This window comes from Streptomyces zaehneri (assembly GCF_032248645.1).
GTDB lineage: Bacteria > Actinomycetota > Actinomycetes > Streptomycetales > Streptomycetaceae > Streptomyces > Streptomyces coriariae.
The window spans coordinates 33523-60215 of record NZ_JASTTJ010000016.1; the positions used below are offsets into that span (position 1 = coordinate 33523).

A 26693-nucleotide genomic window follows, 5' to 3' on the forward strand; every position below is an offset into this window, starting at 1 on the left:
GTGAAGTCACGGACGGACGGACGGGAGGGCGTCGTCAGGCGTCGTCAAGGCGTCGTACGCGGTCGCGACGCGTCCTCAGCCCTTCACGGCGCCCTGCATGATGCCGCCCACGATCTGCTTGCCGAAGATCGCGAAGACCAGCAGCAGCGGCAGCGTGCCCAGCAGCGCGCCCGCCATGATCAGGGACTGGTCCGGGGTGTACCCGCGGCCGAGGCCCGCGACCGCGACCTGCACGGTCGGGTTGCCGGTCTGGCTCAGCACCAGGAACGGCCACAGGAAGTCGTTCCACGTCTGCACGAACATCAGCATGCCGAGCACCGCCATCGCGGGGCGCGCCGCGGGGAACACCACGTGCCACACCACGCGCCAGCTGCTCGCGCCGTCCACCCGGGCCGCCTCGATGATCTCGTCGGGCAGCGCCTGGATGAGGTACTGCCGCATGAAGAACACACCGAACGCGCTCACCAGCGACGGCAGGATCACCGCCTGGAGCTGGTCGGTCCACTCCAGCTTGGCGACCATCATGTACAGCGGGATGATGCTCAGCTGCGGCGGCACCATCATCGTGCCGATCACGATCAGCATCAGCGCGCCCCGGCCCCGGAACCGGAGCTTGGCGAAGGCGAACCCGGCGATCGTCGACAGGAAGACGATCGTCGCCGCCGAAGTCCCCGCCACGATCGTCGTGTTGACGAACGCCTTGCCCAGGTTCGCGTCGTTCCAGGCCACGTCCAGGTTGTGGAAGAGGTTGGAGCCGAACACGAAGGGCGGCGGGTTCTGCGCCAGCCGGTTGTTGTCGCGGGACGCCGCGATCGCCGTCCACACCAGGGGGAACAGCGAAACGATGGTGAACACGCCCAGGATGATGTAGGCGATCGGGCCGCCGTGCATCTGCCCGCCGGCCCGCGCGGACTTCGGCCGGCGCACCTTCCGGGCCGTCGGCACGGCGCCCTCGGGTTCCACGGACTTCGCGGTCGTTGTCGTCGTCGTCACGGCCGGTACTCCTAACTACTGGCGCGCAGCCGGCGCGAGATGACGTAGTTGACGATGCCGATCACGATCAGGATCAGGAACATCGTCCAGGCGATCGCCGAGGCCCGGCCCAGGTGCTGGTTCACCCAGCCCTGCTCGTACAGGTACAGACCCAGCGTCTGGAACTGGTGCTCCGCGCCGCCCGACGCGCCCTTGTTGGCGTCGAACAGCAGCGGTTCGCCGAAGACCTGACTGGCGCCGATCGTCGAGACGACGACCGTGAACAGGATCGTCGGCCGCAGCGACGGCAGCGTGACGTGCAGGAACTGCTTCCAGCGGCTGGCGCCGTCCAGCGCCGCCGACTCGTACAGGTCCTGCGGGATCGCCTGCATCGCGGCCAGGTAGATCAGCGCGTTGTAGCCGGTCCACCGCCAGATCACGATCGACGAGACGGCGATCTGCGACGGCCACTTGTCGTTCTGCCAGTCGATCGCGTCGATCCCGACGAAGTGCAGCGCCCAGTTGATCATGCCGTAGTCGCGCCCGAAGAGCAGCACGAAGACCAGCGAGGCGGCCGCGATCGAGGTCGCGTACGGCGCGAGCATCGCGACCCGGTAGAAGGTCGAGGCGCGCAGCTTGTAGTTGAGGATGTGGGCGAGGCCCATCGCCATCAGCAGCTGCGGAACGGTCGAGATGATCCCGATCGTCAGGGTGTTCTTCGCCGCGTTCCAGAAGAAGTCGTCGTCGAAGATGCGCGTGTAGTTGCGCATCCCCACCCACTCCATGTCGGTGGGCGCGGTCAGCTCCACCTGGTGCAGCGACGCCCAGCCGGTGTAGACCAGCGGGAACAGGCCGAACGCGAGGAACAGCAGGAAGAACGGCGAGACGAAGGCGTACGGGCTCCAGCGCTTGTCCCGCTGCCAGCGGCGGGAGAGCCGGGCCCGATGCCGCTTCTCCGCCTCCGTGGGAACGGCGGCCGGGCGGCCCGGGGCCGCGCCCCCCTCCTTGGTGGGGGGCGCGGCGGTGTCGTGGCGGGTGGCCATTCGGGTCACTTGTCCAGGTTGTTGTCGATGGTCTTGGTGGCCGTCTTCCAGGCCTCCGCCGCCGACTTGCCCTTCGTCACGAGGATGACGCCGTTGTCGGTCAGGCCCTGCTGGATGATCTGGTCCTTCGGGCCGATCACCTGCACGGGAGCGGTCTTGGCGGCCTCGGAGAAGACCGTACCGATCGGCGAGTCACCGGTCATGTCGTTCTTCGCGCCGGTCACCTCGGGCATCGTGTACGCGCTCGGGGTGCTGGGGAAGGAGCCCTGCACCTTGAACAGCTTCGCCTGCTGCTCGGGCGCGGTCAGCCAGGTGATGAACGCCTCGGCCTCCTTCACGTGCTTGCCGCTCTTCGGCACACCCAGGAAGGAGCCGCCCCAGTTGCCGGACTTGGGTGCGACGGCCACGTCCCACTTGCCGGCGTCCTCGGCCTTCGCCTTGCCCTTGATGGTGCCGAGCATCCACGGCGGGCAGGCGATGGTGGCGAACTTGCTGTTGGCGATCGTGGTGTCCCAGGCCGGCTGGAACTGCGTCTGGGCCTGGACCAGGCCCTCCTCGGCGGCCTTCGCGGTCAGGTCGAAGGCGTCCTTCACGGCCGGGTTCGACTTGTAGATGATCTCGCCGGAGGAGTCGTAGAACTTCTCCTTCTCACTGCTGAGGATGGCGTTGATCAGGCCGCCGGGGGAGTCCATGAAGAAGGTGCCGGCCTTGGCCTTCGCCTTGTACTGCTCGCCGGTGGCGATGAACTTGTTCCAGTCACCCGCCCACAGCTTGCCGACCGCCTCGCGGTCGGTGGGCAGACCGGCCGCCTGGAAGAGGTCCTTGCGGTAGCAGAGGGCCATCGGGCCGACGTCGGTGCCGAGCGCGATCGTCTGGCCGTCCTTGGTGGTGCCCTGCGACCACTTCCAGTCCAGCCACTTGCTCTTGTCGACGCCCGAGACCTTGGACATGTCCTCGAACTTGGCCGCCTGGGTGGCGACGACCTCGGCTATGTTGCCGACCTCGATGGCCTGGACGTCCATCAGGCCGCTGTTGGTCGTGAGGTGGTTGAGGAGCGCCGGGTAGTAGTTCTCGTTCCGCTCCGTGACGTTCTCGGCGATCTTGATGTCGGGGTGGAGCTTCTCGTACTCGGTGTAGAGACCGGCCTCCTTGAAGCCCATCGTGCCGAACAGACCGAGCGTGATCGTCGTCTTGCCCTTGCCGCTGCCCGACGACGAGCCGTCGGAAGCGTCGTCGTTGCCGTCGTCGGCACAGCCGGCCAGCAGCCCGGCGCCCAGCGACGCCACGGCCGCCAGGACCACCACCCGGCGGGTGGTTCGGGTACGTGCTCGCATTGCGTCCTCCTGTTGCCCTGACGTGCCGACCCCCCGGCCAACTGCATTGTTGGGCCCGTTAGTTACTCGCTGCGGCTCGGGCGGGGAACGTGCGGGATGTGTATGTGTCAGGTACCGTGGGAGCGCTCCCACAGGTGATGTGTTGAAGAGTCGTCGGTTCGGGCGGGGGTGTCAAGGGTGGGAGCGCGCAGAGATGCGTTCAGTTATCGGCCTGTTAGCTAACTCGCGGGGACAGCGCTTTCCGGCCGTGAGCGGCGACGGACGAGCCGTCCCGTGGCGGGGAGTTGCGCCGCCCGGCGTCCTGAGTCGAGGCCCGTCCGGCGTCCTGAGTGAGGCCCGTCCGGCGTACGGGTGCGGGCCCCCGTGGGGCCGAAGCGGGTCCCCGGGGGCGGTGGCCGTCGGCGAAGATGGGCTGAACGGACGGGGCTGTTAGATTCCAGGCCAGCGTGTACGACGGCGGGAAGGCGGGGCCCATGGCAAGCCACGGAGCGCGGAGCCGGAGCGGAGGGCGGCCGACTCTCGAAGAGGTGGCCGCACGCGCCGGTGTCGGCCGCGGCACGGTCTCCCGGGTGATCAACGGCTCGCCGAGAGTCAGTGACGCGACCCGCGCGGCCGTCGAGGCGGCCGTCGCCGAGCTCGGCTACGTCCCCAACACCGCGGCCCGTGCCCTGGCCGCCAACCGCACGGACGCGATCGCGCTGGTGGTCCCCGAGCCGGAGACCCGCTTCTTCGCCGAGCCGTACTTCTCGGACATGCTGCGCGGCGTGGGCGCGGAGCTCTCCGACACCGAGATGCAGCTGCTGCTGATCTTCGCGGGTAGCGATCGCGAACGACGCCGGCTCGCCCAGTACCTGGCGGCGCACCGCGTCGACGGGGTTCTCCTGGTCTCGGTCCACGCCGACGACCCGCTGCCCGATCTGCTGGCCCAGCTGGAGATCCCGGCCGTGATCAGCGGCCCGCGCTCCGCCGCGGAGACCCTCCCGTCCGTGGACTCCGACAACTACGGCGGCGCCCGCTCGGCGGTGGAGCACCTGCTGTCCCGGGGCCGCACCCACATCGCCCACATCACGGGCCGCCTGGACGTCTACGGCGCCCAGCGGCGCGTCGACGGCTACCGGGACGCCCTGCGCGACGCGGGATACCCGCCGGACGAGGGCCTGATCGCCCCGGGTGACTTCACCGAGGAGGGCGGACACCGCGCGATGGGGGAGCTCCTCGCCCGCAACCCCTCCCTCGACGCCGTCTTCGCGGGCTCCGACGTCATGGCGGCCGGCGCCCGCCGGGCACTGCGCGAGGCGGGCCGCCGGCTCCCGGAGGACATCGCGATGGTCGGCTACGACGACTCGGCGATCGCCCGGCACATGGACCCGCCGCTGACGAGCGTCCGCCAGCCCATCGAGGAGATGGGCCGCAGGATGCTGGACCTGCTCCTCACGGAGATCGCGGACCGCCGTCCCGCGGTGTCGCGGGGCCTGGAGCGGCGCCAGGTCGTACTGGCGACGGAGCTGGTGGGGCGCTCCTCCTCCTGAGCGGGGCACGGTTCACGGCGCGACGACCAGCCGCCACCGCACCTCGCCGTCCCGCCGCTCCGCGGTGGCCGTGAGTCCGGCGGCGCGGGCCACGGCCGCGGACGCGTGGTGGTCGGGGTGGATGTGGGCGACGATCGTGCGCACGCCCTGGACCCGCAGCAGGCCGACGAGTCCCGCGGCCGCCTCGCGGGCGAGGCCGCGGCCCTGCCGGCGGGTACCGACGACCCAGGCGATCTCGGCGTGGTCCCGCCCGGTCACGGTCGCCTGCAGGGTCCCGGCCGGCCGGTCGGCTTCCGGCACCCGCAGCACCCAGTTGCACCAGGAGACGGACGGGTCCGGCGAACCGGCGACGAGCCGTTCGTAGCGGGCGCGCAGGGCCTCGGGTGTGCCGGGGGCGCCGCCGATGAAGGAGTGCAGCGCGGGATCGCCCAGGACGATCGCCATCTCCGCCGCGTGGTCGACGCGCAGCGGGACGACATCGAGCCGGGCGGTCGCGAACGGCTCGGCAGGGACGCTCGGGCGCATGACCCCTCCCGGGAAACACATCAGCCGGTGACTCCCCTTGCGGGAAGTCACCGGCTGATGACTCAGGGTGAGTGACGGGACTTGAACCCGCGGCATCCTGGACCACAACCAGGTGCTCTACCAGCTGAGCTACACCCACCACGCCCGGCAGTTGGATTCTGCGGTCTCCCGCGTTCTCCCTACCGGCCGAGAAAAAGTGTACAGGGTCCGAGGGGGTGCTCGTGCACGCCTTTTACGGGGCCCCGTCAGCTGCTGGGCAGCACGTGCTTCGCGGCGATGGTCCTGGCGGTGTCGGAGTCCGGCCCGGGCTGCGGCACGAAGACCGCCTCGCGGTAGTAGCGCAGTTCCGCGATGGATTCGCGGATGTCGGCGAGGGCGCGGTGGTTGCCGTTCTTCGGGGGGCTGTTGAAGTACGCCCGCGGGTACCAGCGCCGGGCGAGCTCCTTGATCGACGACACGTCGACGATCCGGTAGTGGAGGTAGCCCTCGAGGGCGGTCATGTCCCGCGCCAGGAAGCCGCGGTCCGTGCCGACGGAGTTGCCGCACAGCGGCGCCTTGCCCGGCTCCTTCACGTGCTCCCGTACGTACGCCAGCACCTGGGCCTCTGCCTCGGCGAGGGTCGTCCCGCCCGCCAGCTCGTCGAGCAGTCCGGAGGTGGTGTGCATCTCGCGCACCACCTCCGGCATCGTCTCCAGCGCCCGGGCCGGCGGGCGGATGACGATGTCGACACCGTCGCCGAGCACGTTCAGCTCGGAGTCGGTGACGAGGGCGGCAACCTCGATGAGAGCGTCGTCCGACAGCGAGAGGCCGGTCATCTCGCAGTCGATCCAGACCATGCGATCGTTCATGCGACCACCCTAAAGCTGACGTCGGCTTTTGCGGTGCCCCGCGTGGGCGCTCTCGTGCCCGAGCGCCGGCCGGGTCTGGGCCCGGCCGGCGCTCGAGAGGTCCAGCCGCCCGCTCAGCTACCGCTGCGCTGTCCCGGCAGACTCGCCCGCGAGGTCGCGTACGCGTCCCGCGCGTGCTCGGACGGCAGGGACGCCGAGGAGCCCATCGCACCGGCCGCCGCCGAGGCCGTGCGCCGCAGCTGTGGCGGCACCGGTCCCGGAGCGTCCGGGTGCAGCGCCTGCGGCGGTGGTGGCGGCGACGGTTCGTTGTCCGTCTGCCGTTCGCCCTGCGGCCTGCGGGCCCGGTAGGCCGCCCGGTACGCCGCCGGGGACGAGCCGAGCTGCCGGCGGAAGTGGCCGCGCAGGGCCACCGGCGAGCGGAAGCCGCAGCGACCCGCGACCTCGTCCACCGAGTAGTCCGACGTCTCCAGCAGGCGCTGCGCCTGGAGCACCCGCTGGGTGATCAGCCACTGGAGCGGCGCGCTGCCGGTCAGGGACCGGAAGCGGCGGTCGAACGTGCGGCGGCTCATGTAGGCGCGTGCCGCCAGCGTCTCCACGTCGAACTGCTCGTGGAGATGCTCCAGCGCCCAGGCGACGACCTCGGCGAGCGGGTCGGCGCCGATCTCCTCCGGTAAAGACCGGTCGAGGTAGCGCTCCTGACCACCGGACCGGCGTGGCGGGACGACCAGCCGCCGGGCCAGCGCGCCCGCGGCCTCGTTACCGTGATCCGTCCGCACGATGTGCAGACAGAGGTCGATTCCGGCCGCCGTCCCCGCCGACGTCAGCACATCGCCGTCGTCGACGAACAGTTCGCGCGGATCCACGTGTACCGACGGATAGCGCTTGGCCAGCGTCGGCGCGTACATCCAGTGGGTGGTGGCCGGGCGGCCGTCCAGCAGACCCGCGGCTGCCAGCACGAACGCGCCGGTGCACAGGCCCACGATGCGGGCACCCTCCTCGTGCGCCCGGCGCAGCGCGTCGAGCGCGTCCTCCGGCGGCGGCGAGGTGATCGAACGCCAGGCCGGCACGACGACCGTGCCCGCCCGTGCGATCGCCTCCAGGCCGTGTGGCGCGGTGAGTTCCAGGCCCCCTGTGGTCCGCAGCGGGCCTTCTTCGCCACCGCACACCAGCAAGCGGTAGCGCGGTACGCCGGCGTCCTGGCGGTCAATCCCGAACACCGACAGCGGAATGGAACTCTCGAAAATGGGGCCGCCGCTGAACAGCAGCACCGCGACGATCTCCTTGCGGCGTCGCCCGGAGAGTTTCCGGGCCGCGGCTTCCGGCGCGGCAGTGGAGTCGTGGCTCATCCTGCTAAGCCCCCCTCGGTGGTCGCGGCTCCTCGGTTGTGTCGCTCCTGCACGTTTCCCCTCGGTCCTGCACGAGTCCCCCGCCGTAGACAGTCAAGATCGAATCTAACGTGTCGCACAATGCCGGCGTGGCCACTTCGCCACCCGGCAGATTGTCGACATGGCAACTTGGCGTGAAGCATTCGATCACGAAGCGTTGCACTCGTGGGCCGTGCAGGGAAGTGCGCCTCGGTGCGGTGGCCAATCCCCGTAGGGTGCGCAGGGCCCCTGAGGCCCTTTCCGTGCAGGTGGAACGGGGGGTGGGGGGTGGTGGGGGCAAGGGATGCGCCATCACCGGAAGTTGGCTGAAAAGAAGCGGGTCCGTGCGTGAAAACCGGTCAACCGGCCGGTGAGTTTCCCCCGGAGTGACGACCGCCACGGTGTGACCCCGTCCCGGTGCGCTGATGGCGCCCCCGGGGGTGCGCCCGGGGCGCGGGCTCCTCGTCGAGCAATCGGGCCGCGCACCGCTCGGACCGGCGCAGCAGCACCCGGCAGACGGCCGTGACGGCGGCGAGCCCCAGGGCGGTCCCGGTGGCTCCGGCCAGCGAGGTGCCGTACCAGAGGAGGACCACCGGGACCAGGAAGCAGCTGAAGGCCGCCCAGCGGATCAGGTCGGTCGACCGCTCGTCGCCGGGGCGGGGCTCGGGGGCGGCGCGGGGCGTGGGCACGGGGCGGTCTCCTTCCTGGGGCGGTGGTGCGAGGACGGCGGTGCGCGAGACGGGGTGCGGCGGCGGTCGGACGACTGTGATGGAGCGGCGGTGGAGCGGCGGTGGGGCGGTGGTGCACGGGGTTCAACGGCTGTTCGAGCGGTCGGTCACTGTCGGCGGCGGTCCCGCGTCAGGGAATCCTGTGCAAACCGCCTGTACGGGGCAGCAACCATTGCGTTACGGGCGTCCGCTCGTGCATGCTCCCTGGAACCCCCACCGGGGGCGTGCGGGAACTGGGCCTTGGAGGCGTGCCGCCGTACCCTTGGGGGTATGGGGTTGGGAAGATGATTCCCGGACAGCTCCGTTGCTCCCACCGCCGCGTCCCACCCGTATAAGGATCAATACGCCGAGACAGCCATGGCCGGTCACGAATTCTTCGAACCCGCGGACCGCAAGCGGCCCGTCGCCGACCCTACGGCGGCCGAGCCCCAGGCGGCGGAAGACGCACGCCATTCCTGCGATCCGGCCTTCAAGCACGGCGTGGTCGTCGGCTTCGACGGTTCCACGTCCAGTGAACGCGCGCTCGCGTACGCCATCGGCATGGCCCACCGCTCCGGCTCCGGCCTGATCATCGTCCATGTCGCCAACCGGCTGCCCACCACGGTGTGGGCCGGCTGCGAGCCGCCCGTCTTCGTCGACGTGCCGGACCACCGCACCGAGGTGCTCGGTCTGGAGCTCGCCTGCGCGGAGTACCTCGCCGAGGTGCCCTGGATCCTGGTCGAGCGCGGCGGCGACATCTGCCACGAACTCGAAGAGGTCGGGCGGGAGTACGAGGCCGACGCGATCGTCGTCGGCTCGACGCACGGGATCGTCGGCCGGATCTTCGGCTCGGTCGCGGGGCGGCTCGCCAAGCGGGCCAAGCGGCCGGTCGTTGTCATTCCGTAACTCGCGGTCCTCCCAGGTGAGATGAGATCCGGGTAGGTCCGTCCCCCCCCCCCTTGTCGCGCAGCGTAAATCTACTGGCGCGTAGGGGTGTTTGTGCTTTTGTGAAGGGCATATACCGCTCACACAACTGCACATGCATGAAGGGAGCCCGCCGTGGACAACGACGTCTCTGCGGGAAGCAGCACCACCACGATCGCCGGCCGACTCGCCCTGGGTGTCACCCTGTTGGCCTTCGGGCTCGGGTACACCGACCTCATCGACGGCGTGACGGCTGCGGACGCCGTATCCATCGCCCATTACGTCGGCGGCGTCGCACTGTTCCTCGCCGGCCTGTTCGCCCTCCGGGACCGCGACGCGGCCGCCGGCACCGCCTACACCGTCCTCGGCGCCTTCTGGTTCACCTGGGCGGTCTCCGCCGGCGCCCAGGTCTCCGACAACGCCGCGGGGCTCTTCCTGCTCCTGTTCGCCCTCGTGGCGCTCTCCCTGACCCTCGCCGGTGGCGACCAACTAGGCCAGGGCACCTACGGGTTGTTCTGTGTCGGGCTGGTGCTGATGGCCGTCGCCCGGTTCGCCGACAGCGACGGGCTCACCAAGGTCGGCGGCTGGTTCGCCGTCGCGGCGGGCGCGGTGGCCTGGTACGCGGCGACCGCGGCGCTGGCCCACTGGCCCACGGCGGTTCCGCGACGTGCTGCCCGCCCGGGCGTGACGGCCACGGGCTGATCGGCAGCCGGCGCCGGGGAGTTGGGCGTCCCCGGCAGGAGAACGGCCCCCCACGCGCAGGTGGCGCGCGTGGGGGGCCGTTCCGTGCGAGCGGGGAGGACTACTCCACCGTCACCGACTTCGCCAGGTTGCGCGGCTTGTCGATGTCGCGGCCGAGCGCCTTCGCCGTGTAGTAGGCGAGGAGCTGGAGCGGGATGCCCATCAGGATCGGGTCGAGTTCGTCCTCGTTCTTGGGGACGACGACCGTCTGGTCGGCCTTCTCCTGCTCCCGGTGGGCGACCGCGATGATCTTTCCGCTGCGGGCCTTGATCTCCTCCAGAGCGGCGCGGTTCTTCTCCAGCAGGTCGTCGTCGGGGACGATCGCGACCGTCGGGAGCGCGGGCTCGATGAGGGCCAGCGGGCCGTGCTTGAGCTCGGAGGCCGGGTAGGCCTCGGCGTGGATGTACGAGACCTCCTTGAGCTTCAGCGAGGCCTCACGGGCGACCGGGTAGCCCCGGACGCGGCCGATGAAGAGCATCGAGCGGGCCTCGGCGAGCGTCTCGGCCAGCTTCTCGATCTCCGCCTCCTGCTCCATGATCTCGGCGATCTGCGCGGGCAGCTTGCGCAGGCCCTCGATGATCCGCTTGCCGTCGCGCACGGAGAGGTCGCGGGTGCGGCCCAGGTGCAGGGCGAGCAGCGCGAAGGCGACCGTGGTGTTGGTGAAGCACTTCGTCGAGACGACGCAGACCTCGGGGCCCGCGTGCACGTACACGCCGCCGTCGGCCTCGCGGGCGATCGCCGAGCCGACCACGTTGACCACGCCCAGCACCCGGGCGCCCTTGCGCTTCAGCTCCTGGACGGCCGCCAGCACGTCGTACGTCTCACCGGACTGCGAGACGGCGATGTACAGGGTGTCGGGGTCCACGACCGCGTTGCGGTAGCGGAACTCGGAGGCGGGCTCGGCGTCCGCGGGGATGCGGGCGAGCTCCTCGATCATCTGCGCGCCGATCATGCCCGCGTGGTACGAGGTGCCGCAGCCGAGGATCTTCACCCGGCGGATCTGGCGCGCCTCGCGGGCGTCCAGGTTGAGGCCGCCGAGGTGCACGGTGGAGAACCGGTCGTCGATGCGGCCGCGCAGCACGCGGTCCACGGCGTCGGCCTGCTCGTGGATCTCCTTGTGCATGTAGGTGTCGTGGCCGCCCATGTCGTAGGAGGCGGCCTCCCACTCGACGGTGGTCGGCTCGGCCGTGGTGCGGGTGCCCTCGGTCGTGTAGGTGCGGAAGTCGTCGGCCTTCAGGGTGGCCATCTCGCCGTCGTCGAGGGTGACGATCTGGCGGGTGTGGGCGACCAGCGCGGCGATGTCCGAGGCGACGAACATCTCCTTCTCGCCGATGCCGAGGACGACCGGGGAGCCGTTGCGGGCGACGACGATCCGGTCGTTGAAGTCGGCGTGCATCACGGCGATGCCGTAGGTGCCCTCGACCACCCGCAGCGCCTCGCGGACCTTGTCCTCGAGCTTGTCGGCCTGGGCGCGGGCGACGAGGTGGACGAGGACCTCGGTGTCCGTCTCGGAGAGGAACTCGACGCCGTCGGCCTCGAGCTTCTTGCGCAGGTCGGAGGCGTTGTCGATGATCCCGTTGTGGACGACCGCGACCTTGAGGTCGGCCGACATGTGCGGGTGGGCGTTCACGTCGGAGGGGGCGCCGTGGGTGGCCCAGCGGGTGTGGGCGATGCCGGTGGTGCCCTTGAAGCGCGCCGGGACCTTGGCCTCCAGGTCGCGGACCCGGCCCTTGGCCTTGACCATCTTCAGGCCGGCCGTCTTCGGCGAGGTGACGACGATGCCCGCCGAGTCGTAGCCGCGGTACTCGAGCCGCTGAAGGCCCTCGAGCAGCAGCGGGGCCACGTCACGCCTGCCGATGTATCCGACGATTCCGCACATATGTAGGTATCCCCAAGCTTTCGATCACCCGTAGACGATGCGCCGCAGTTGCCTGAGCGTGAGCTCGGGCGGCGCCACCGCACGGTATTTCAGGTCCGCCTCGACCCGTTCGAAGATCTCCGCGTTGACCAGGCCCTGGGCCTGGAGCTCGCGGTGGCGGCGACGGACGTAGTCCTCGGTCGTCTCGTCGAAGTAGGCGAGCACGTCCTGGATCACCCGTAGCGCCTCGCCCCGCTGGAGGGGCGTGGAGCGCGTCAGGTGATCAACGAGTTCGTCGTGCACCCGGTAGATCCTGGGGTACGCGAGCCGGTTTCGCAAGAATCGTGCCCGATTTCGGGCAGGCACCTGTTAAGGAGCCTTGGGGGAACATTGAATGTGTTATGAGCCGCTGTTCGCGCACCGTCCATATGGCGTCTTGCGGCCCGTCGCCCGAGGCGACCATTTTCAGACGTCATGGACACTCCTCGCATGGGCGTACCCGAGCAGCTCGCCGACCGCATGAGCATGGCCGAGCAGCACGAGTACCTGCGCGCCAGGTTCTCCCGGCGCACGATGATCAGAGGCGGCGCCGTCACCCTGGGCGCCGTCACGGGTGGCGCGTTCGTGACCGGCGCCACGGCACAGGCGGCCGTGCCGGCGCGGACCCCGAAGACCACGCCGGCCGCCGAGCACGTCGACGGCGCCCTCGTCGCCCCCTTCGGGCGCCACCTCGCCTACGGCAGGGACCCGCGCACCGAGATCACGGTCTCCTGGCAGGTCCCGCTCGCGGTGAAGAAGCCCTTCATCCGGATCGGCGCCCACCCCTCGGACCTCTCCCGCAGGATCGAGGCCGAGGTGCGCACCCTCCACACCCCGGCCGGTGTCGGCGCCGGCGGCGACCACACCCAGTACTACCTGCACGCCGAACTCACCCACCTCAAGCCCGGCAGGACGTACTACTACGGCGTCGGCCACGCGGGCTTCGACCCGGCCGCCGCCCACCTCCTCGGCACCCTCGGCACCTTCACCACCGCCCCCGACCACAAGGCGCCGTTCACCTTCACCGCCTTCGGCGACGAGGGCGTCGGCTACCACGGCCTCGCCAACAACAGCCTCCTCCTCGGCCAGAACCCGGCCTTCCACCTGCACGCCGGCGACATCGCCTACGCCGACCCGGCCGGCCAGGGCAAGACCAGCGACACCGGCTTCGACTCCCGCGTCTGGGACCAGTTCCTCGCCCAGACCGAGTCCGTCGCCAAGTCCGTCCCGTGGATGCCGGCCTACGGCAACCACGACATGGAGGCCTGGTACTCGCCCAACGGCTACGGCGGCGAGGACGCCCGCTGGAACCTCCCGGACAACGGCCCCGACGCGAAGAACCTCCCGGGCGTCTACACCTTCGTCTACGGCAACACGGCGGTGATCTCGCTCGACGCCAACGACATCTCCTTCGAGATCCCGGCCAACCTCGGCATCTCGGGCGGCACCCAGACCAGGTGGCTGGAGACGCAGCTCAAGAAGTACCGGGCGTCCAAGGACGTCGACTTCGTCGTGGTCTTCTTCCACCACTGCGCCTACTGCACCTCCACCGCGCACGCCTCGGAGGGGGGCGTGCGCCAGGAGTGGGTGCCGCTGTTCGAGAAGTACACGGTGGACCTGGTCATCAACGGCCACAACCACCAGTACGAGCGCACCGACGTCCTCAAGAAGGGCGCCGTCACCAAGAAGCTCCCGATCGGCGGCACGGCGTACCCCGAGACCGACGGCGTGGTCTACGTCACGGCGGGCGCGGCCGGCCGCAGCCTGTACGCCTTCAGCGCCCCGCTCTCCTACGAGGGCCACGAGAACGAGGTCGACTCCGTCGCGTCCTTCGTCAACACCGAGGACGGCAAGGTCGACGAGACCGTCACCTGGTCGCGCGTGCGCTACCTCGACTACTCGTTCCTGCGGGTGGACGTGACCCCGGCCGCGAAGGGCCGCACCGCCACGCTGACCGTGCGCGGCATCGCCGAGACCGGTGACCAGGTCGACCACTTCACGGTGGCCCGCAAGGCGAAGTAGGCCCGGTGGCTGTGCGCCCGGAGGGCGGGGCGCACAGCCACCGGCACACCCCCACCCGCACTCCCGCGTCGGCAGGCGGTCCTCGTCCGCGCTAAAGGCGCCTGAGGACCGCCTGTTTGGCCATCGCGAACTCCTCGTCCGTCAGGACGCCGTCACGGCGCAGCTCGCCGAGTTCGCGCAGCCGGCGCAGCAGCGCGTCGTGGTCGTCCCCGCCGGCGGACTCCGCCTCGCGCTGCGCGGGTACGGCCTCACGGGATCCGGCCGCCGGGTGGGGCAGCCTGGCCTGCACGGCCGCCGCGACGAGCGCCATCAGCGGGTCCTTCCTGAACCCCCACAGCTCCACGGCGTTGGGGTCGTACTTGGCCGGCGCCTTCGTCGGGGCGTGACGCAGCCGGAAGCGCAGACAGCCGTTCTCGAGGCCGACCGCGGGCTGCCACTCCACCGCCTCGATCTCCGCGACGCCGATGGTGCGGGCGCCCGCGGAGGCCTTGGACTCCTCGGTCTTCCAGTTCCACTCCAGGCGTACCCGCTCACCGTCGAAGCCCGCCGTGCCGTCCCCGGCGGAGGCGGACAGGGGCACCGACGGGCCGGGCAGCAGATACGCGTCCACCGGGTCGGTCGGCACCTCGTCGAGGAGCAGGGCCTGGCGCACCTCGTCCACGAGGTACTCGGCGACCCCGTACCGGTCGGATTCGACGAGCAGCTGGTACGGATCGTGCGGCTCGGTCAGCCGTCCGCCGGTCGCCTGGAGCAGCGGGTCGGCGCCGTCCCGCAGCCGTAGCCGCAGCCGCCCGGTCTTCCTTCCCTGCTCGAAGGACAGCCCGGCCAACGCGCCCAGGGGGACGATCAGTTCACCCAGTTCCCTGCGCAGCGGGCTGACGTTCTTGTCCCGGCCCGGGGTCAGCCGCAGGGCATCGCCGTCGAAGACCCAGGTGCCGTCCTTCTGGATGATTTCCGCCATGGGAGGATTCTTCCAAACATGGCGACGGGCGCCCCCGAGGACCGTACTCGGGGGCGCCCGTCTGTCCGGATCAGAACCCCGTGACGGGATTCCTGAGGGTTCCGATCAGCTGGAGGGCGCCCGACGGGTCCGCCAGGTCCACCATCTGCCTGTTGTCGCGCAGCTGGAGACGGTTGAGGCAGGACAGGGCGAACTCGGGGGCGAACATGTCGTACTGGCGGAACCTGTCGGCCAGTTCGGGGTTCGCCTCCTGGTAGGCGCGGGTGACCTCGGCGACCGTGCGCCAGAAGTCGTCCTCACCGAGGATCCCCTCGGTTGCCAGGCCGGCCGCGAGGAAGCGGAAGAAGCAGTCGAAGACGTCCGTGAAGATGGACAGCAGCTTCTTGTCCTCGGGCACCTCGACGCGGATGCGCCGGACCTCGGGCGGCAGCACCGCGTCCGGGTCCATGACCGCGATCTCCTCGGCGATGTCCTTGTAGATCGCCCGCTGCACCGCCCCGTCCTTCAGGACCAGGATGGTGTTCTCGCCGTGCGGCATGAACACCAGGTCGTAGGCGTAGAAGCTGTGCAGGAGCGGGGTGTAGTACGCCTGGAGGTAGCCGCGCAGCCACTCGGTCGGCGTCAGGCCCGACTGCTCGATCAGCGCGCCGGCCACCGAGCTGCCCTCGTGGTCCACATGGACCAGGGAGGCCATGGTCGCGAGCGACTCGCCGTCCCGGAGCGTCGGCACCGGGCTCTCGCGCCACAGCGCGGCCAGCATCTTGCGGTACGGCGAGTAGCGGTCGGTCGCGGCCTCGTACTCCAGGTGCCGGTAGCCGACGGCCGCCCGCTCCCGGATGATCGACAGGCCCGTCGAGCGCAGCACCGGGTCGTTGTCGATGAGCTGGGCCAGCCAGTCGTTGATGGCCGGGGTCGCCTCCATGTAGGCGGCCGAGAGGCCGCGCATGAAGCCCATGTTGAGGACGGACAGGGCCGTCTTCACATAGTGCTTCTCGGGGTGCGAGGAGTTGAAGAACGTCCGGATGGACTGCTGCGCCAGGTACTCGTCGTCGCCCTCGCCCAGGCACACCAGGTTCCCGCGGGCGATCTCGGCGGCGAAGGTGACGGTGAGCTTGTTCCACCACTGCCAGGGGTGGACGGGGATGAGGAGGTAGTCGTCCGGGTCGCGGTCCTGCTCGCGCAGGACGGCGTCGAACCGCTCGACCGTCTTCTCGCCCAGCTCCTCCCGCACGAACGACTCGTACGCGATGCCGACGCCCGCCGTGAACGCGGCCCGCGAGCGGTGCGCGGCCAGCCACACCAGCCGGACCGGGTTCGCCGCCTCCGGGGCGTACGACAGGTACTCGTGGATGCCGAAGCCGAGCCGCCCGTTGTTGGCGACGAAGCAGGGGTGGCCCTCGGTCATCCCGGCCTCGATGGCCTGGAAGCCGCTCCTGACCAGCTCCGCCGACGTGATCCGCGGTTTGGTCAGTTTGTAGCAGGTGCCGGAGAGGGTGGAGGAGATCTCCTCCAGGTAGACCGGCAGGATCTCCTCGCTCAGGCCCAGCGTCTTCTTCAGCTCGATGAAGAAGTCCAGCGCGGTGAGCGGGAGTTCGGCCTCGTCGCGGGTACGGGTGATGGAGTCGGCGTCCACCTGCCAGTGGTCGAGGGCGTGGCGGACCGCCGTGAAGCGGTAGCAGGTCAGCCCGTCGTCGCTGCGGACGACGAAGCGGCCGTCCTTCTCCTCGGGGGTGAACAGGCGCTCGTGCGCGAACTCCGCGAGGGCCTTGCGGACGAGCAGGCGGTTGGCCTTCTCCCAGCGCTCGGGGGAGAGGTGGGCGACGGAGTCGGCGAGGCTCATGCCCGCACCCCCGTCGCCGCGACGAACTGCTCGCGGGTGCAGAAGCTCAGCAACGCCCGCTTCTCCGGCTTCTGGATCTCCCGCTCGGGCACGAACCCGACGGCCTTGTTGAGGGCGTGCACCGCCGTGTTGGAGACGTCCGGCTCGACGACGACCCGGGAGGTGGCCGGGTCGTCGAAGAGGCGGGCCATCACGGTGGTGATCACGGCCCGCGTGAACCCGTGCACGGGCCGGTCGGTGGGGGCGACCAGGAAGTGCATGCCGACGTCGCCGGGCCGCGGCTCGTACAGGCCGACCAGCTCACGGTGGGCCGGGTCGTAGTACTCCATCAGGAACGCGGGCTCGCCGTCGTGCAGGCCGATGAGGGCGTGGCTGTGCTCGTCGGCCGCGATGTCCAGGTAGGCGCGCTCGACGTCCACCGGTTTCGCGCTCTGCATCATCCAGTACGCGGCCTTGGGGTGGGTGACCCAGCCGTGCAGCAGCTCGGCGTCCCCGACGGGGTCGAGCGGGCGCAGGGTGAGACGGCCGACGGCGGCCGTGGTCGTGCTCATACGGCGAACTCCTGGAACGCGATGGTCTTCTCGACCGGGTAGTACTCGCTGCCGAGCAGGTCACGGATGATCGAGCTGTTGCGGTACGCCCCCATGCCGAGGTCGGGGGAGGTGATGCTGTGGGTGTGCGCGCCCGCGTTCTGCAGGAACACGCCCCGGCCGGTGGTGTCGATGGAGTAGTTGCGGGCGACGTCGAAGTTGCCGTGGGAGTCGTAGCGCAGTCTGTCCCGGACGGGCGCGAGGAACTCCGGCTCGGTGTACCTGTAGCCGGTGGCCAGGACCAGCCCCTGGGAGCTCAGCTCGAAGTCCTTGCCCTGCTCGTCCTGGCGGAAGCCGAGGGTGTAGGTGCCGTCGGCGTAACGCGCGCTCGTCAGCGAGGAGTTGGTGAGCAGCCGGGTGGGCACCGGGCCGCCGAGGCTCTTCTGGTAGAGCAGGTCGAAGATCTCGTTGATGAGATCGCCGTCGATGCCCTTGAAGAGGTTCTTCTGCTCGGCCGTGAGGCGGTAGCGGGTCTGCTCCGGCAGCTCACGGAAGTAGTCGATGTACTCCGGGGAGGTCATCTCCAGCGTGAGCTTGGTGTACTCCAGCGGGAAGAAGCGCGGGGAGCGGGTGACCCAGTTCAGCCGGTAGCCGTGGACGTCGATCTCGCCGAGCAGGTCGTAGTAGATCTCGGCGGCCGACTGCCCCGAGCCGACCAGCGTGATCGACTCCTTCTTCTGGAGTTCCGCCTTGTGCCGCAGATAGCGGGAGTTGTGCAGGAAGTCGCCGCCCAGGTCCGCGCAGGCCTCGGGGACGTACGGGGGCGTGCCGGTGCCGAGGACGAGGTGACGGCCGCGGTACCGCTCGCCGGCGGTGGTCCGCACGACGTACACGTCGTCCTCGTACGTCACTTCCGCGACCGTCGTCGAGAAGCGCACGCCGCTCAGCTTGTTCGCGGCCCAGCGGCAGTAGTCGTCGTACTCGACCCGCAGCGGGTAGAAGTTCTCGCGGATGTAGAACGAGTACAGCCGGCCTTTCTCCTTCAGGTAGTTGAGGAAGGAGTACGGCGAGGTCGGGTCGGCCAGGGTGACCAGGTCCGACATGAACGGCGTCTGGAGGTGGGCGCCGTCGAGGAACATGCCGGCGTGCCACTCGAAGTCCGGCTTGGACTCCAGGAAGACGCCGTCGAGCGTGTCGATGGGCTCGGTGAGGCAGGCGAGGCCGAGGTTGAAGGGGCCGAGCCCGATCCCCACGAAGTCATGGGTGTGGCTGGCTTCAGGAAGCGCGGTCAAGGGACTCTCCCAGGTACTGCTCGGCGTGGCCGGCGATCAGGTCGAGGACGGCGGCGATGTCTTCGGTCGTCGTCTCGGGGTTCAGCAGGGTGAACTTCAGGTAGTGGCGGGCGCCGACCTTCGTGCCCGCGACCACCGCGTCACCGGACGCGAACAGGGCCTTGCGGGCGTAGAGGTTGGCGCGGTCGATCTCGGCCGGGTCGGTGACGGCGGCGGGGATGTAGCGGAAGACGAGGGTGGAGAGCGACGGCCGGACGACGACGTCGAAGCGCGGGTCGGCGGCCAGCAGGCGCCAGCCCTCGGCGGCCAGGCCGCAGACCTCGTCGAAGAGCTGCCCGATGCCGTCGGCGCCCATGGTCCGCAGGGTCATCCACAGTTTGAGCGCGTCGAAGCGGCGCGTGGTCTGCAGGGACTTGTCCACCTGGTTGGGGATGCGTTCCTGCACCGCGCGGCGCGGGTTGAGGTACTCGGCGTGATAGGTGGCGTGGCGGAGCGTGGCCGCGTCGCGGACCAGCACTGCCGACGAACTCACCGGCTGGAAGAAGGACTTGTGGTAGTCGACGGTGACGGAGTCGGCGCGCTCGATGCCGTCGATCCGGTCCCGGTACTTCACGGAGGCCAGCAGGCCGCAGCCGTAGGCCGCGTCGACGTGCATCCAGGTCCCGTACCGGTCGCACAGCTCGGCTATCCCGGGCAGCGGGTCGATGGAGCCGAAGTCGGTGGTGCCGGCGGTGGCGACCACGGCCATGGGCGTCAGGCCGGCGTCCTTGCACCGCTCCAGCTCGCGGGCGAGCGCGAGGGTCTGCATCCGCTTGTCGTTGTCGACCGGGACGGACACCACCGCGTCGGGTCCGAGGCCCAGCAGTTTCGCGGACTTCTTCACGCTGAAGTGGCTGACCTCGGAGGCGAAGACGCGCAGGTCGGCGAGGGACTCCGCTTTGGCCTCCTCGCGGGCGAGCAGCAGCGCCTGGAGGTTGGACTGGGTGCCGCCGGAGGTGAACACCCCGTCGGCGGCCGGGCCGAGGCCGATCCGGGCCGTCGTCCAGTCGATCAGTTTGCGCTCGATGAGGGTGCCGCCGGCCGACTGGTCCCAGGTGTCGAGGGAGGAGTTGACGGCCGACAGGACCGCTTCGCCCAGCACGGCGGGGATGACGACCGGGCAGTTGAGGTGGGCGAGGTAGCGGGGGTGGTGGAAGTAGACCGCGTCGCGGAGGTAGACCTCCTCCAGCTCGTCCAGGACGGCCGTGGTGTCGTGCAGCGGCTTGTCCAGGTCGATCCCGTCGATGCGGGGCGCGAGGGCGTCGACCGAGACGCCGGTGAACGGACGGTCGGTGGCGGCGATTTTGGCGGCCACCCGCTCTACTCCTTCGGTCACGGAGCGGCGGTACTGCTCCGCGGTCGTGTCATTGAGCAGGTGCGAGCGCATGGTGGGGGTCCTCCGGGGGGTGGGGACGAGGTCTGCTGCGGGACGGGCCAGGGGGCGGAGCCTTGGCTCGACTTAGGTTAGCCTAACCTAAGTAACGCGGGGGGAACCTTGCCCCTGCCGTGACCGTGATCACGTCGATGCCCCCGCACAACTGCCCGCGGGGGCGCGGCTGGTGGCTACTCCGACGCGCGGAGCTGTTCCTCGTTCATGCCCTGGCGCCAGTATCCGACGAAGGTGATGCGGCGGCGGTCGATCCCGCGTTCCCGGACGAAGTGGCGGCGCAACGCCTTCACGCACCCCGACTCGCCCGCGATCCAGACGTACGGGTGCTCGGCGGCCGGGAGCCGGGCCTCCCGGAGGGCGTCCACGGAGCCCTCCCCGACCACCCAGGTGACCTCGGCGTCCGCCGCGGTCGCCAACTCCCTCACGTTCCGGGCGTCGTGCGCCTCCAGCCAGACCCGGACGCGCTGACCGGCCGGCAGGGACTCCAGGATCGACTCGACGGCCGGCAGGGCGCTTTCGTCACCCCACAGCACGATCAGGTCGCTGTCCACGGGCGGCCGGAACCGGATCGCCCGGTTGTCGGCCAGGGCCGGGCCCAGCAGGACGACCCGGTCTCCGGCGCCGGCGCCCGAGGCCCATGCGGAGGCGGGCCCGGCCGGGACGTGCAGCACGAAGTCGACGTCGATCTCGGTGGTGCGCCCGGACGCGTCCCGGCGAAGGGCCCGGAGCGTGTACGAACGCATCACCGCCCGCACGTCGTCGGGCAGTTCACGCCACGCCTGCCACCAGCCGTCCCCGAGCTCGAAGGGAACGGCCGGCACGGACTGCCCCGGGTGCGGCAGGAACAGCGACAGCGACTGGTCGCGCCCGTCGGAGAAGAAGTGCTCGAGATCCTGCCCGGCGAAGGTGACCCGGATCAGAGAGGCTCCGAGTCGCCGAGTCCGTGCGACCTGGAGGGAGAAGAACCGGAAGGGCGCGGCAACGGCTGTGGTCACGGGGGTGCTCCTGTGGATGTGGGGAGGGGTGACTCGCCGGCTTTCAGGGGCGCGGGGCGGCATCCCTGTGCGGCTCCGCCGCGCGGGCGCGACCAGCCTCAACGGGCCCGCAGCGCACCCACGACCGAAGCCACCCGTCTGTCAGGAAACCTTCTTCGCCTTCTCGAGAGCCTCGGCGAGGTTCTCGAGAAGCGGCACGCACTTCGCGTAGGACAGGATCGGCTCCGGCGACCGCGCGATGACCTGACCGGCCTTCACCGCGGGCAGCTTCTTCCAGGTCGCCTCGGTGATGTCGGCCGGCTGGATGGTCGAGGAGCGGTCGTCCATCATGATGATGTCGGCCGCGTACTTGTCGACGTTCTCCCAGCTCAGCGACTCGTACCAGCCGCCACCCTCCGCCTTCGCGCTCTCCGGCGGCTCGACGAAGTTCACGCCGAGGGACTTGAAGTACTCCAGGTCGATGGAGAGGTTGGTGCCGGAGACGTAGAAGAGCGCCTCGCTCGCGGAACCGGCCAGCACCTTGATCTCGGGCTTGGCCTTGGCGGCGGCGCGCAGCCGGGCGGCCGCGTCCTCGAACTTCTTCTTGGCGTCGGTGACCGCGGCCGCCGTCATGTCGGCGCCGAGCGACTCGGCCAGCTCCCACATGCGCTGGAGCGGAGCGGTCAGCTGACGGTCGTAGACGGAGATGCCGACGCTCGGGGCGAGCTTGGCTATCTTGTCCTTGGAGGCCTCGGGCACGTACCAGAGGGTGCCGGCGTCGTCGAAGACCGTCGAGATGAGCACCTCGGGCGCGAGGGCCGCGTACTTCTCGACGTTGAACTCGTCCCAGACGTTGCCGAGGACCGTCACCTTGGTGACATCCATGTCGCCGGCCTGGACGTCGGCCTTGCCCGCGGCGGTCTTGGTCGGGCCGAAGACGCCCTTGACCTGGATGCCGTAGTCGTACAGGGCGGCGCCGACGCCGGTGAAGGCGACGATGTCCGCGGGGATCCTGTCGAGCTTCACCGAGGTGCCGCGGTCGTCCTTGAAGGTCCAGGGACCGGACTTGGCCGAGGAGTTCGCCGACGGCTCGGAGCCGCCGCTGCTCGCGTCGTCGTCCCCGCAGGCGGCGAGGGCGGCACCGAGGCCCAGTGCGCCACCGACGGCGAGGATGCCACGGCGGGTGGGACGAGCGGCTCTGGCGTTGGGCATGTCTCTGGCTACTTTCGGACGGGGCGGATCACCCGAGGACGGTTCGAACGTAGGTTAGCCTAACCTCAGCTCGTGTCCAGAGGGTGGTTCCGGGTTGTGGGACGCCCGCCCTCGACGCATGCCCGTTCTCTGTGCCCCTTCGGTGGATCGAAGGGGCACAGGGTGTCAGGAGACCGAAACGGGATGGGAGTTGCCGCTCACTCCGAGGATGTGAGGAGCGGTCGGCCGGCCTCGGAGTATGCCGGGGAGGCCGCCGTGCCGGCCCGGATCGGGCGGTGCGGCGACCTCCTGTGGACATGGGGTCGGCGGTGTCGGGCCGCGGCTTTCGGCCATCGCGCCGGCGCGCCCCCGACGGCCGCCGCGGCCCGGAGCGCCCCTCACGGCCCCGGGCCCTCGGGGCTCAGCCGGGCAGCCCCAACTCACGGGCGATCAGCATCCGTTGCACCTCGCTCGTGCCCTCCCCGATCTCCAGGATCTTGGAGTCGCGCCACATCCGCGCCACCGGGTACTCGTTCATGAAGCCGTAACCGCCGTGCACCTGGGTGGCGTCACGGGCGTTGTCCACGGCGATCGTCGACGAGTACAGCTTGGCGACGGCGGCCTCCTTCTTGAAGGGCTCGCCGGCCACCAGCCGCGAGGCCGCGTCCCGCCAGGCGAGGCGGGCCGTGTGGGCCTTCGTCTCCATGTCGGCGATCTTGAACTGGATGGCCTGGTTGGCGCCGATCGGACGGCCGAACGCGTGCCGTTCCCTGGCGTACTTCACCGACTCGTCCACACAGCCCTGCGCGAGGCCGGTCGCCAGCGCCGCGATGGCGATACGCCCCTCGTCGAGGATCCGCAGGAACTGCGCGTACCCGCGGCCCTCCTCGCCCAGCAGGTTCGCCGCCGGGACCCGCACGTCCGAGAAGGACAGCTCACGGGTGTCCGAGGCGTTCCAGCCGACCTTCGAGTACGGGCCGGCGACCGTGAAGCCCGGCGTGCCGGACGGGACGATGATCGCCGAGATCAGCGGCCGTCCGTCCGTCCCCCGGCCGGTCACCGCCGTGACCGTGACCAGCCCCGTGATGTCCGTGCCCGAGTTGGTGATGAAGCACTTGGTGCCGTTGATCACCCACTCGTCCGTCTCGGGGTCGAGCCGGGCCGTCGTACGTGTCGCGCCCGCGTCCGAGCCGCCGTCCGGCTCGGTCAGGCCGAAGGCGCCGAGGATCTCGCCGGAGCACAGCCGCGGCAGCCACTCCCGCTTCTGCTCCGGCGTGCCGAAGAGATGGATCGGCATGGCGCCCAGCGAGACACCCGCCTCCAGGGTGATCGCCACGGACGAGTCGACGCGCGCGAGTTCCTCCAGCGCGATGCCGAGCGCGAGGTAGTCGCCGCCCATGCCGCCGTGCTCCTCGGGGAACGGCAGCCCGAACAGGCCCATGCGGCCCATCTCGCGCACGATCTCGTACGGGAACTCGTGCCGCTCGTAGAAGTCACCGATCTTGGGCGCGACCACGTCGTGCGCGAACTCCTCGACGGTGCGCCGGAGTTCTTCCAGTTCGGGGGAGAGACGGTGGTCCATATCGGGTCACTGCTCCTTGTGGGACTGTGCCGTGCCGAGTGCTCGGACGGTGCGGGAAGGGCTGGGTCGGCCCAGTCGGGCGGCCATCCACTCGCTTGTGGCGACGAGACGGCCGAGGTCGACCCCGGTGTCGATGCCGAGGCCCCGCAGCATCCACACGAGGTCTTCGGTGGCGAGATTGCCGGTGGCGGACTTGGCGTACGGGCAGCCGCCGAGTCCGCCCGCCGAGGAGTCGACGGTGGTGACGCCGTGCTGGAGCGCGGCGAGGGTGTTGGCGAGCGCCTGGCCGTACGTGTCGTGGAAGTGCACGCCCAGCGCGCCCGTGGGCACGCCCTGTTCGTTCAGCGCGGTCAGCAGGGCCCGGACGTGACCCGGGGTGGCCACGCCGATCGTGTCGCCCAGGCTCAGCTCGTCGCACCCCAGGTCGAGCAGGGCCCGGCAGACCCGGACGACATGGTCGACCGGGACCGCGCCCTCCCACGGGTCGCCGAAGCACATGGAGAGGTAGCCGCGTACATGCACGCCGTGCGCCTTGGCCCGCACCACCACCGGCTCGGACATCGCCAGCACCTCGTCCACCGAGCGGTTGAGGTTGGCCTTGGCGAAGGACTCCGTGGCGCTGGCGAACACGGCGACCCGGCGGGCGCCCAGGGAGAGGGCCCGGTCCAGGCCGCGCTCGTTCGGCACCAGCACCGGGAGCGCCACGTCGAGACCGCTCACGCGCGGGAACAGCTCCTCGGCGTCGGCGAGTTGGGGCACCCAGTCGGGGTGGACGAAGCTGGTCGCCTCGATGGTGGTGAGGCCCGCGTCCGCGAGGCGGTGGACGAACTCCGCCTTGACGGCCGTCGGCACGGCCGTCTTCTCGTTCTGGAGGCCGTCGCGCGGGCCCACCTCGTGGATGCGCACCCGCGTGGGAAGGCCCTCGGCCGGTACGGCCATGGGAAGTGTCACCGGTCCTCCTGTGCCTCTGCCTCGGCCGGTGCGATGACGGCCAGCACCTGGTCCATGGCGACCGTCGTGCCCGGCGTCACGTCCAGTTCGGCGACCGTGCCGGCGTGCGGGGCGGAGATGACGTGCTCCATCTTCATGGCCTCGACGACCAGCAGGCTCTGGCCCGCGGTCACCTCGTCGCCGACGGCGACCTTCACCACCGTGACCGTGCCGGGCATGGGCGCGGTGAGCGAGTCGGCGCCCGCGTGAGCCCCTCGGGAGAGGGAGTCGGCGACCGGATCGTGGTCGCGCACGTTCCAGGCGTCGCCGTCCCGGCCGAGCCAGGTGCCGTCCGGCAGCGCGGCGAAGGACTGGGCGACGCCGTCGAGCCGGCAGGTGAACCGGGGATCCCCTTCCGGCGCCGGGAGCGGGCCCCCGGCGCCCCGCAGCGGGGCGTCCGCCCCGTCCGGCAGCACCTCGGCCGTGCCGTCCGCCGCGCCGCGCACGCGGACGGTCACCGGGTCGTGCCCCGGCACGTGCAGGTGGTGTGCCGTCCAGGCGGGCTCGCCGCCCAGCCGCCAGCCGTCCGCGACGGCGAACGGGTCCACCCAGCCCGGACCGGGCGCGGGGGAGAGCGCGGCCTGGCGCAGCAGCGCCGCCGCCGCGTACACGTCCTGCGGCACGTCGGCCGCGACGAGCGTCGCGGCCTCCCGCTCCACCAGGCCCGTGTCCAGCTCGCCGGCCACCACCGCCGGATGGGCCAGCAGCCGGCGCAGGAACCCGGCGTTGGTCTGCACGCCCAGCGTGACCGTCTCGGCGAGGGCCGCCCGGAGCCGGCGCAGCGCGGTCTCCCGGTCCGGGCCGTAGGCGATCACCTTGGACAGCATCGGGTCGTAGAGGCTGCCGACCTCGGTGCCCTCGCTCAGCCCGGAGTCGGTGCGTACGCCGTCGCCCTGGGGTTCGCGCAGCCGGAGCACCGTCCCGCCGGAGGGCAGGAACCCGCGCGCGGGGTCCTCGGCGCAGATCCGCGCCTCGACCGCGTGCCCGGTCAGCCGGACGTCGTCCTGGCCGAAGGTCAGCGGCTCACCGGCGGCCACCCGCAGCTGCCACTCCACCAGGTCCACACCGGTGACCAGTTCGGTGACCGGGTGCTCCACCTGGAGCCGGGTGTTCATCTCCATGAAGTAGTACGAGGCCGGGTCGTTGCCCGGCACGATGAACTCCACCGTGCCCGCGCCCCGGTACCCGCACGAGCGCGCCGCCTGGACCGCCGCCTCGCCCATGGCGGCGCGGGTCTTCTCGTCCAGCAGGACCGAGGGCGCCTCCTCGATGATCTTCTGGTGCCGGCGCTGGAGGGAGCACTCGCGCTCGCCCAGGTGCACCACGTTCCCGTGGCCGTCGGCCAGTACCTGGATCTCGATGTGCCGGGGCCGGTCCACCCACCGCTCGACGAGGAGCGTGTCGTCCCCGAAGGAGGCGCGGGCCTCGCGGCGGGCGGCGGCGATCTCCTCGTCCAGCACGGCCAGGTCCCGGACCAGGCGCATGCCCTTGCCGCCGCCGCCGGCCGACGGCTTGAGCAGCACGGGGGTGCCGATCTCGCGGGCCGCGGCGGCGAGTTCGGCGTCGGTGAGTCCGCTGCCGCTGGACCCGGGCACCACCGGCACCCCGGCCGCCTGCACGGTCTCCTTGGCCCGGATCTTGTCGCCCATCAGGGAGATGGCGTCCGCGGACGGCCCGATGAAGACCAGCCCGGCGTCGGCGCAGGCGCGCGCGAAGCCGGCGTTCTCCGCGAGGAAGCCGTAGCCGGGGTGCACCGCCCGGGCGCCGGTGCGGGCGGCCGCAGCGAGCAGCCGCTCCACCGACAGATAGCTCTCGGCCGCCGGCGCCGGACCGATGCGTACGGCGGTGTCGGCCTCCCGGACGTGCCGGGCGTCCGCGTCGGCGTCGGAGAAGACGGCCGCCGAGCGCACGCCCAGCGCGCGCAGGGTGCGGATGACGCGGACGGCGATCTCGCCCCGGTTGGCCACGAGCACGGTGTCGAACATCATTGCTCCCCTC

General features: G+C 70.6%; 23 protein-coding genes and 1 tRNA gene. 4 read left to right on the plus strand and 20 right to left on the minus strand.

Annotated elements, in window-relative coordinates; all coding sequences use genetic code 11:
• Positions 1-75: 75 nt before the first annotated feature.
• From QQM72_RS24850 to QQM72_RS24860, 3 genes are read right to left on the minus strand one after another with little or no spacing between them, the layout of a single operon-like run.
• On the minus strand, positions 76-963 hold the full coding sequence (locus QQM72_RS24850) for a carbohydrate ABC transporter permease (protein ID WP_314223196.1): 888 nt from the start codon (positions 961-963) through the stop codon (positions 76-78).
• 41 nt (positions 964-1004) lie between these two features.
• A complete protein-coding gene (locus tag QQM72_RS24855; protein ID WP_314223197.1) occupies positions 1005-2015 on the minus strand; it encodes a carbohydrate ABC transporter permease in 1011 nt (336 codons plus the stop codon).
• Between the two features lie 5 nt (positions 2016-2020).
• Positions 2021-3349: an ABC transporter substrate-binding protein gene (locus QQM72_RS24860; RefSeq protein WP_314223072.1), complete on the minus strand. Its 1329-nt coding sequence runs from the start codon at positions 3347-3349 to the stop codon at positions 2021-2023.
• Between the two features lie 473 nt (positions 3350-3822).
• Here QQM72_RS24860 and QQM72_RS24865 point away from each other — a divergent pair, with 473 nt between their 5' ends.
• Positions 3823-4878, plus strand: coding sequence for a LacI family DNA-binding transcriptional regulator (locus QQM72_RS24865; protein WP_314223073.1), 1056 nt, complete (start codon positions 3823-3825; stop codon positions 4876-4878).
• Positions 4879-4890: 12 nt separating this feature from the next.
• On the opposite strand, the gene QQM72_RS24870 is transcribed toward QQM72_RS24865, so the two are convergent.
• The 5 genes from QQM72_RS24870 to QQM72_RS24890 all read right to left on the minus strand — a co-directional run bounded on the left by QQM72_RS24870 (position 4891) and on the right by QQM72_RS24890 (position 8304).
• Positions 4891-5403, minus strand: a complete 513-nt coding sequence (locus QQM72_RS24870) for a GNAT family N-acetyltransferase (RefSeq protein WP_314223074.1) — start codon at positions 5401-5403, stop codon at positions 4891-4893.
• A 66-nt stretch (positions 5404-5469) separates the two neighbouring features.
• Positions 5470-5542: transfer RNA gene (locus QQM72_RS24875), tRNA-His, on the minus strand.
• Between the two features lie 106 nt (positions 5543-5648).
• Positions 5649-6251 carry an oligoribonuclease gene (orn, locus tag QQM72_RS24880; protein ID WP_314223075.1) on the minus strand — a complete coding sequence of 201 codons (603 nt, stop codon included), beginning with the start codon at positions 6249-6251 and terminating at the stop codon, positions 5649-5651.
• Positions 6252-6364: 113 nt separating this feature from the next.
• Positions 6365-7597 carry a helix-turn-helix domain-containing protein gene (locus QQM72_RS24885; protein ID WP_314223076.1) on the minus strand — a complete coding sequence of 411 codons (1233 nt, stop codon included), beginning with the start codon at positions 7595-7597 and terminating at the stop codon, positions 6365-6367.
• Between the two features lie 377 nt (positions 7598-7974).
• Positions 7975-8304 (minus strand): hypothetical protein, encoded by a 330-nt coding sequence (locus tag QQM72_RS24890; RefSeq protein ID WP_314223077.1) that lies wholly within the window; start codon positions 8302-8304, stop codon positions 7975-7977.
• A gap of 396 nt (positions 8305-8700) precedes the next feature.
• Here QQM72_RS24890 and QQM72_RS24895 point away from each other — a divergent pair, with 396 nt between their 5' ends.
• Together QQM72_RS24895 and QQM72_RS24900 are read left to right on the plus strand one after the other, a co-directional pair.
• Positions 8701-9228, plus strand: a complete 528-nt coding sequence (locus QQM72_RS24895) for a universal stress protein (RefSeq protein ID WP_057600310.1) — start codon at positions 8701-8703, stop codon at positions 9226-9228.
• Positions 9229-9381: 153 nt separating this feature from the next.
• Positions 9382-9948: a GPR1/FUN34/YaaH family transporter gene (locus tag QQM72_RS24900; protein WP_314223078.1), complete on the plus strand. Its 567-nt coding sequence runs from the start codon at positions 9382-9384 to the stop codon at positions 9946-9948.
• A gap of 100 nt (positions 9949-10048) precedes the next feature.
• Here QQM72_RS24900 and glmS read toward each other — a convergent pair whose 3' ends face one another.
• Positions 10049-11866 carry a glutamine--fructose-6-phosphate transaminase (isomerizing) gene (glmS, locus tag QQM72_RS24905; protein WP_307163479.1) on the minus strand — a complete coding sequence of 606 codons (1818 nt, stop codon included), beginning with the start codon at positions 11864-11866 and terminating at the stop codon, positions 10049-10051.
• Between the two features lie 24 nt (positions 11867-11890).
• Positions 11891-12148 (minus strand): hypothetical protein, encoded by a 258-nt coding sequence (locus tag QQM72_RS24910; protein ID WP_189918144.1) that lies wholly within the window; start codon positions 12146-12148, stop codon positions 11891-11893.
• Between the two features lie 186 nt (positions 12149-12334).
• Here QQM72_RS24910 and QQM72_RS24915 point away from each other — a divergent pair, with 186 nt between their 5' ends.
• Positions 12335-13906 (plus strand): purple acid phosphatase family protein, encoded by a 1572-nt coding sequence (locus tag QQM72_RS24915; RefSeq protein ID WP_314223079.1) that lies wholly within the window; start codon positions 12335-12337, stop codon positions 13904-13906.
• Between the two features lie 91 nt (positions 13907-13997).
• Here QQM72_RS24915 and QQM72_RS24920 read toward each other — a convergent pair whose 3' ends face one another.
• The 10 genes from QQM72_RS24920 to QQM72_RS24965 form a co-directional block, all read right to left on the minus strand.
• The gene (locus tag QQM72_RS24920) at positions 13998-14867 is read right to left on the minus strand and encodes a DUF4429 domain-containing protein (protein WP_314223080.1); all 870 of its coding nucleotides are present in this window, start codon (positions 14865-14867) and stop codon (positions 13998-14000) included.
• Positions 14868-14937: 70 nt separating this feature from the next.
• A complete protein-coding gene (locus QQM72_RS24925; protein WP_314223081.1) occupies positions 14938-16707 on the minus strand; it encodes an IucA/IucC family protein in 1770 nt (589 codons plus the stop codon).
• Positions 16704-17258 carry a GNAT family N-acetyltransferase gene (locus QQM72_RS24930; protein WP_314223082.1) on the minus strand — a complete coding sequence of 185 codons (555 nt, stop codon included), beginning with the start codon at positions 17256-17258 and terminating at the stop codon, positions 16704-16706. Before QQM72_RS24930 ends, QQM72_RS24925 begins: the two co-directional genes overlap by 4 nt.
• Complete coding sequence (locus tag QQM72_RS24935) at positions 17255-18529, minus strand: lysine N(6)-hydroxylase/L-ornithine N(5)-oxygenase family protein (RefSeq protein ID WP_314223083.1); 1275 nt, start codon at positions 18527-18529, stop codon at positions 17255-17257. The genes QQM72_RS24930 and QQM72_RS24935 overlap by 4 nt, the downstream gene beginning before the upstream one ends.
• On the minus strand, positions 18513-19955 hold the full coding sequence (gene desA, locus QQM72_RS24940; protein WP_314223084.1) for a lysine decarboxylase DesA: 1443 nt from the start codon (positions 19953-19955) through the stop codon (positions 18513-18515). The genes QQM72_RS24935 and desA overlap by 17 nt, the downstream gene beginning before the upstream one ends.
• 176 nt (positions 19956-20131) lie before the next feature.
• Positions 20132-20953 carry a siderophore-interacting protein gene (locus QQM72_RS24945; protein ID WP_314223085.1) on the minus strand — a complete coding sequence of 274 codons (822 nt, stop codon included), beginning with the start codon at positions 20951-20953 and terminating at the stop codon, positions 20132-20134.
• A 141-nt stretch (positions 20954-21094) separates the two neighbouring features.
• Positions 21095-22144 (minus strand): ABC transporter substrate-binding protein, encoded by a 1050-nt coding sequence (locus tag QQM72_RS24950; RefSeq protein ID WP_314223086.1) that lies wholly within the window; start codon positions 22142-22144, stop codon positions 21095-21097.
• Between the two features lie 400 nt (positions 22145-22544).
• A complete protein-coding gene (locus tag QQM72_RS24955) occupies positions 22545-23705 on the minus strand; it encodes an acyl-CoA dehydrogenase family protein (RefSeq protein WP_314223087.1) in 1161 nt (386 codons plus the stop codon).
• 6 nt (positions 23706-23711) lie between these two features.
• The gene (locus QQM72_RS24960; RefSeq protein WP_314223198.1) at positions 23712-24644 is read right to left on the minus strand and encodes a hydroxymethylglutaryl-CoA lyase; all 933 of its coding nucleotides are present in this window, start codon (positions 24642-24644) and stop codon (positions 23712-23714) included.
• An 8-nt stretch (positions 24645-24652) separates the two neighbouring features.
• Positions 24653-26680, minus strand: coding sequence for an acetyl/propionyl/methylcrotonyl-CoA carboxylase subunit alpha (locus tag QQM72_RS24965; protein WP_314223199.1), 2028 nt, complete (start codon positions 26678-26680; stop codon positions 24653-24655).
• Positions 26681-26693: the final 13 nt, after the last annotated feature.

Bases quoted from the DNA above. Each gene is read 5' to 3' on its own strand.
- QQM72_RS24920 (WP_314223080.1), bottom strand. From the start codon at position 14,867: ATGGCGGAAATCATCCAGAAGGACGGCACCTGGGTCTTCGACGGCGAT.
- desA (WP_314223084.1), bottom strand. From the start codon at position 19,955: ATGCGCTCGCACCTGCTCAATGACACGACCGCGGAGCAGTACCGCCGC.
- QQM72_RS24870 (WP_314223074.1), bottom strand. From the start codon at position 5,403: ATGCGCCCGAGCGTCCCTGCCGAGCCGTTCGCGACCGCCCGGCTCGAT.
- QQM72_RS24965 (WP_314223199.1), bottom strand. From the start codon at position 26,680: ATGTTCGACACCGTGCTCGTGGCCAACCGGGGCGAGATCGCCGTCCGC.
- QQM72_RS24895 (WP_057600310.1), top strand. From the start codon at position 8,701: ATGGCCGGTCACGAATTCTTCGAACCCGCGGACCGCAAGCGGCCCGTC.
- QQM72_RS24925 (WP_314223081.1), bottom strand. From the start codon at position 16,707: ATGAGCCTCGCCGACTCCGTCGCCCACCTCTCCCCCGAGCGCTGGGAG.
- QQM72_RS24885 (WP_314223076.1), bottom strand. From the start codon at position 7,597: ATGAGCCACGACTCCACTGCCGCGCCGGAAGCCGCGGCCCGGAAACTC.
- QQM72_RS24915 (WP_314223079.1), top strand. From the start codon at position 12,335: ATGGGCGTACCCGAGCAGCTCGCCGACCGCATGAGCATGGCCGAGCAG.
- orn (WP_314223075.1), bottom strand. From the start codon at position 6,251: ATGAACGATCGCATGGTCTGGATCGACTGCGAGATGACCGGCCTCTCG.
- QQM72_RS24855 (WP_314223197.1), bottom strand. From the start codon at position 2,015: ATGGCCACCCGCCACGACACCGCCGCGCCCCCCACCAAGGAGGGGGGC.
- QQM72_RS24930 (WP_314223082.1), bottom strand. From the start codon at position 17,258: ATGAGCACGACCACGGCCGCCGTCGGCCGTCTCACCCTGCGCCCGCTC.
- QQM72_RS24960 (WP_314223198.1), bottom strand. From the start codon at position 24,644: ATGGCCGTACCGGCCGAGGGCCTTCCCACGCGGGTGCGCATCCACGAG.
- QQM72_RS24950 (WP_314223086.1), bottom strand. From the start codon at position 22,144: ATGCCCAACGCCAGAGCCGCTCGTCCCACCCGCCGTGGCATCCTCGCC.
- QQM72_RS24955 (WP_314223087.1), bottom strand. From the start codon at position 23,705: ATGGACCACCGTCTCTCCCCCGAACTGGAAGAACTCCGGCGCACCGTC.
- glmS (WP_307163479.1), bottom strand. From the start codon at position 11,866: ATGTGCGGAATCGTCGGATACATCGGCAGGCGTGACGTGGCCCCGCTG.
- QQM72_RS24865 (WP_314223073.1), top strand. From the start codon at position 3,823: ATGGCAAGCCACGGAGCGCGGAGCCGGAGCGGAGGGCGGCCGACTCTC.
- QQM72_RS24860 (WP_314223072.1), bottom strand. From the start codon at position 3,349: ATGCGAGCACGTACCCGAACCACCCGCCGGGTGGTGGTCCTGGCGGCC.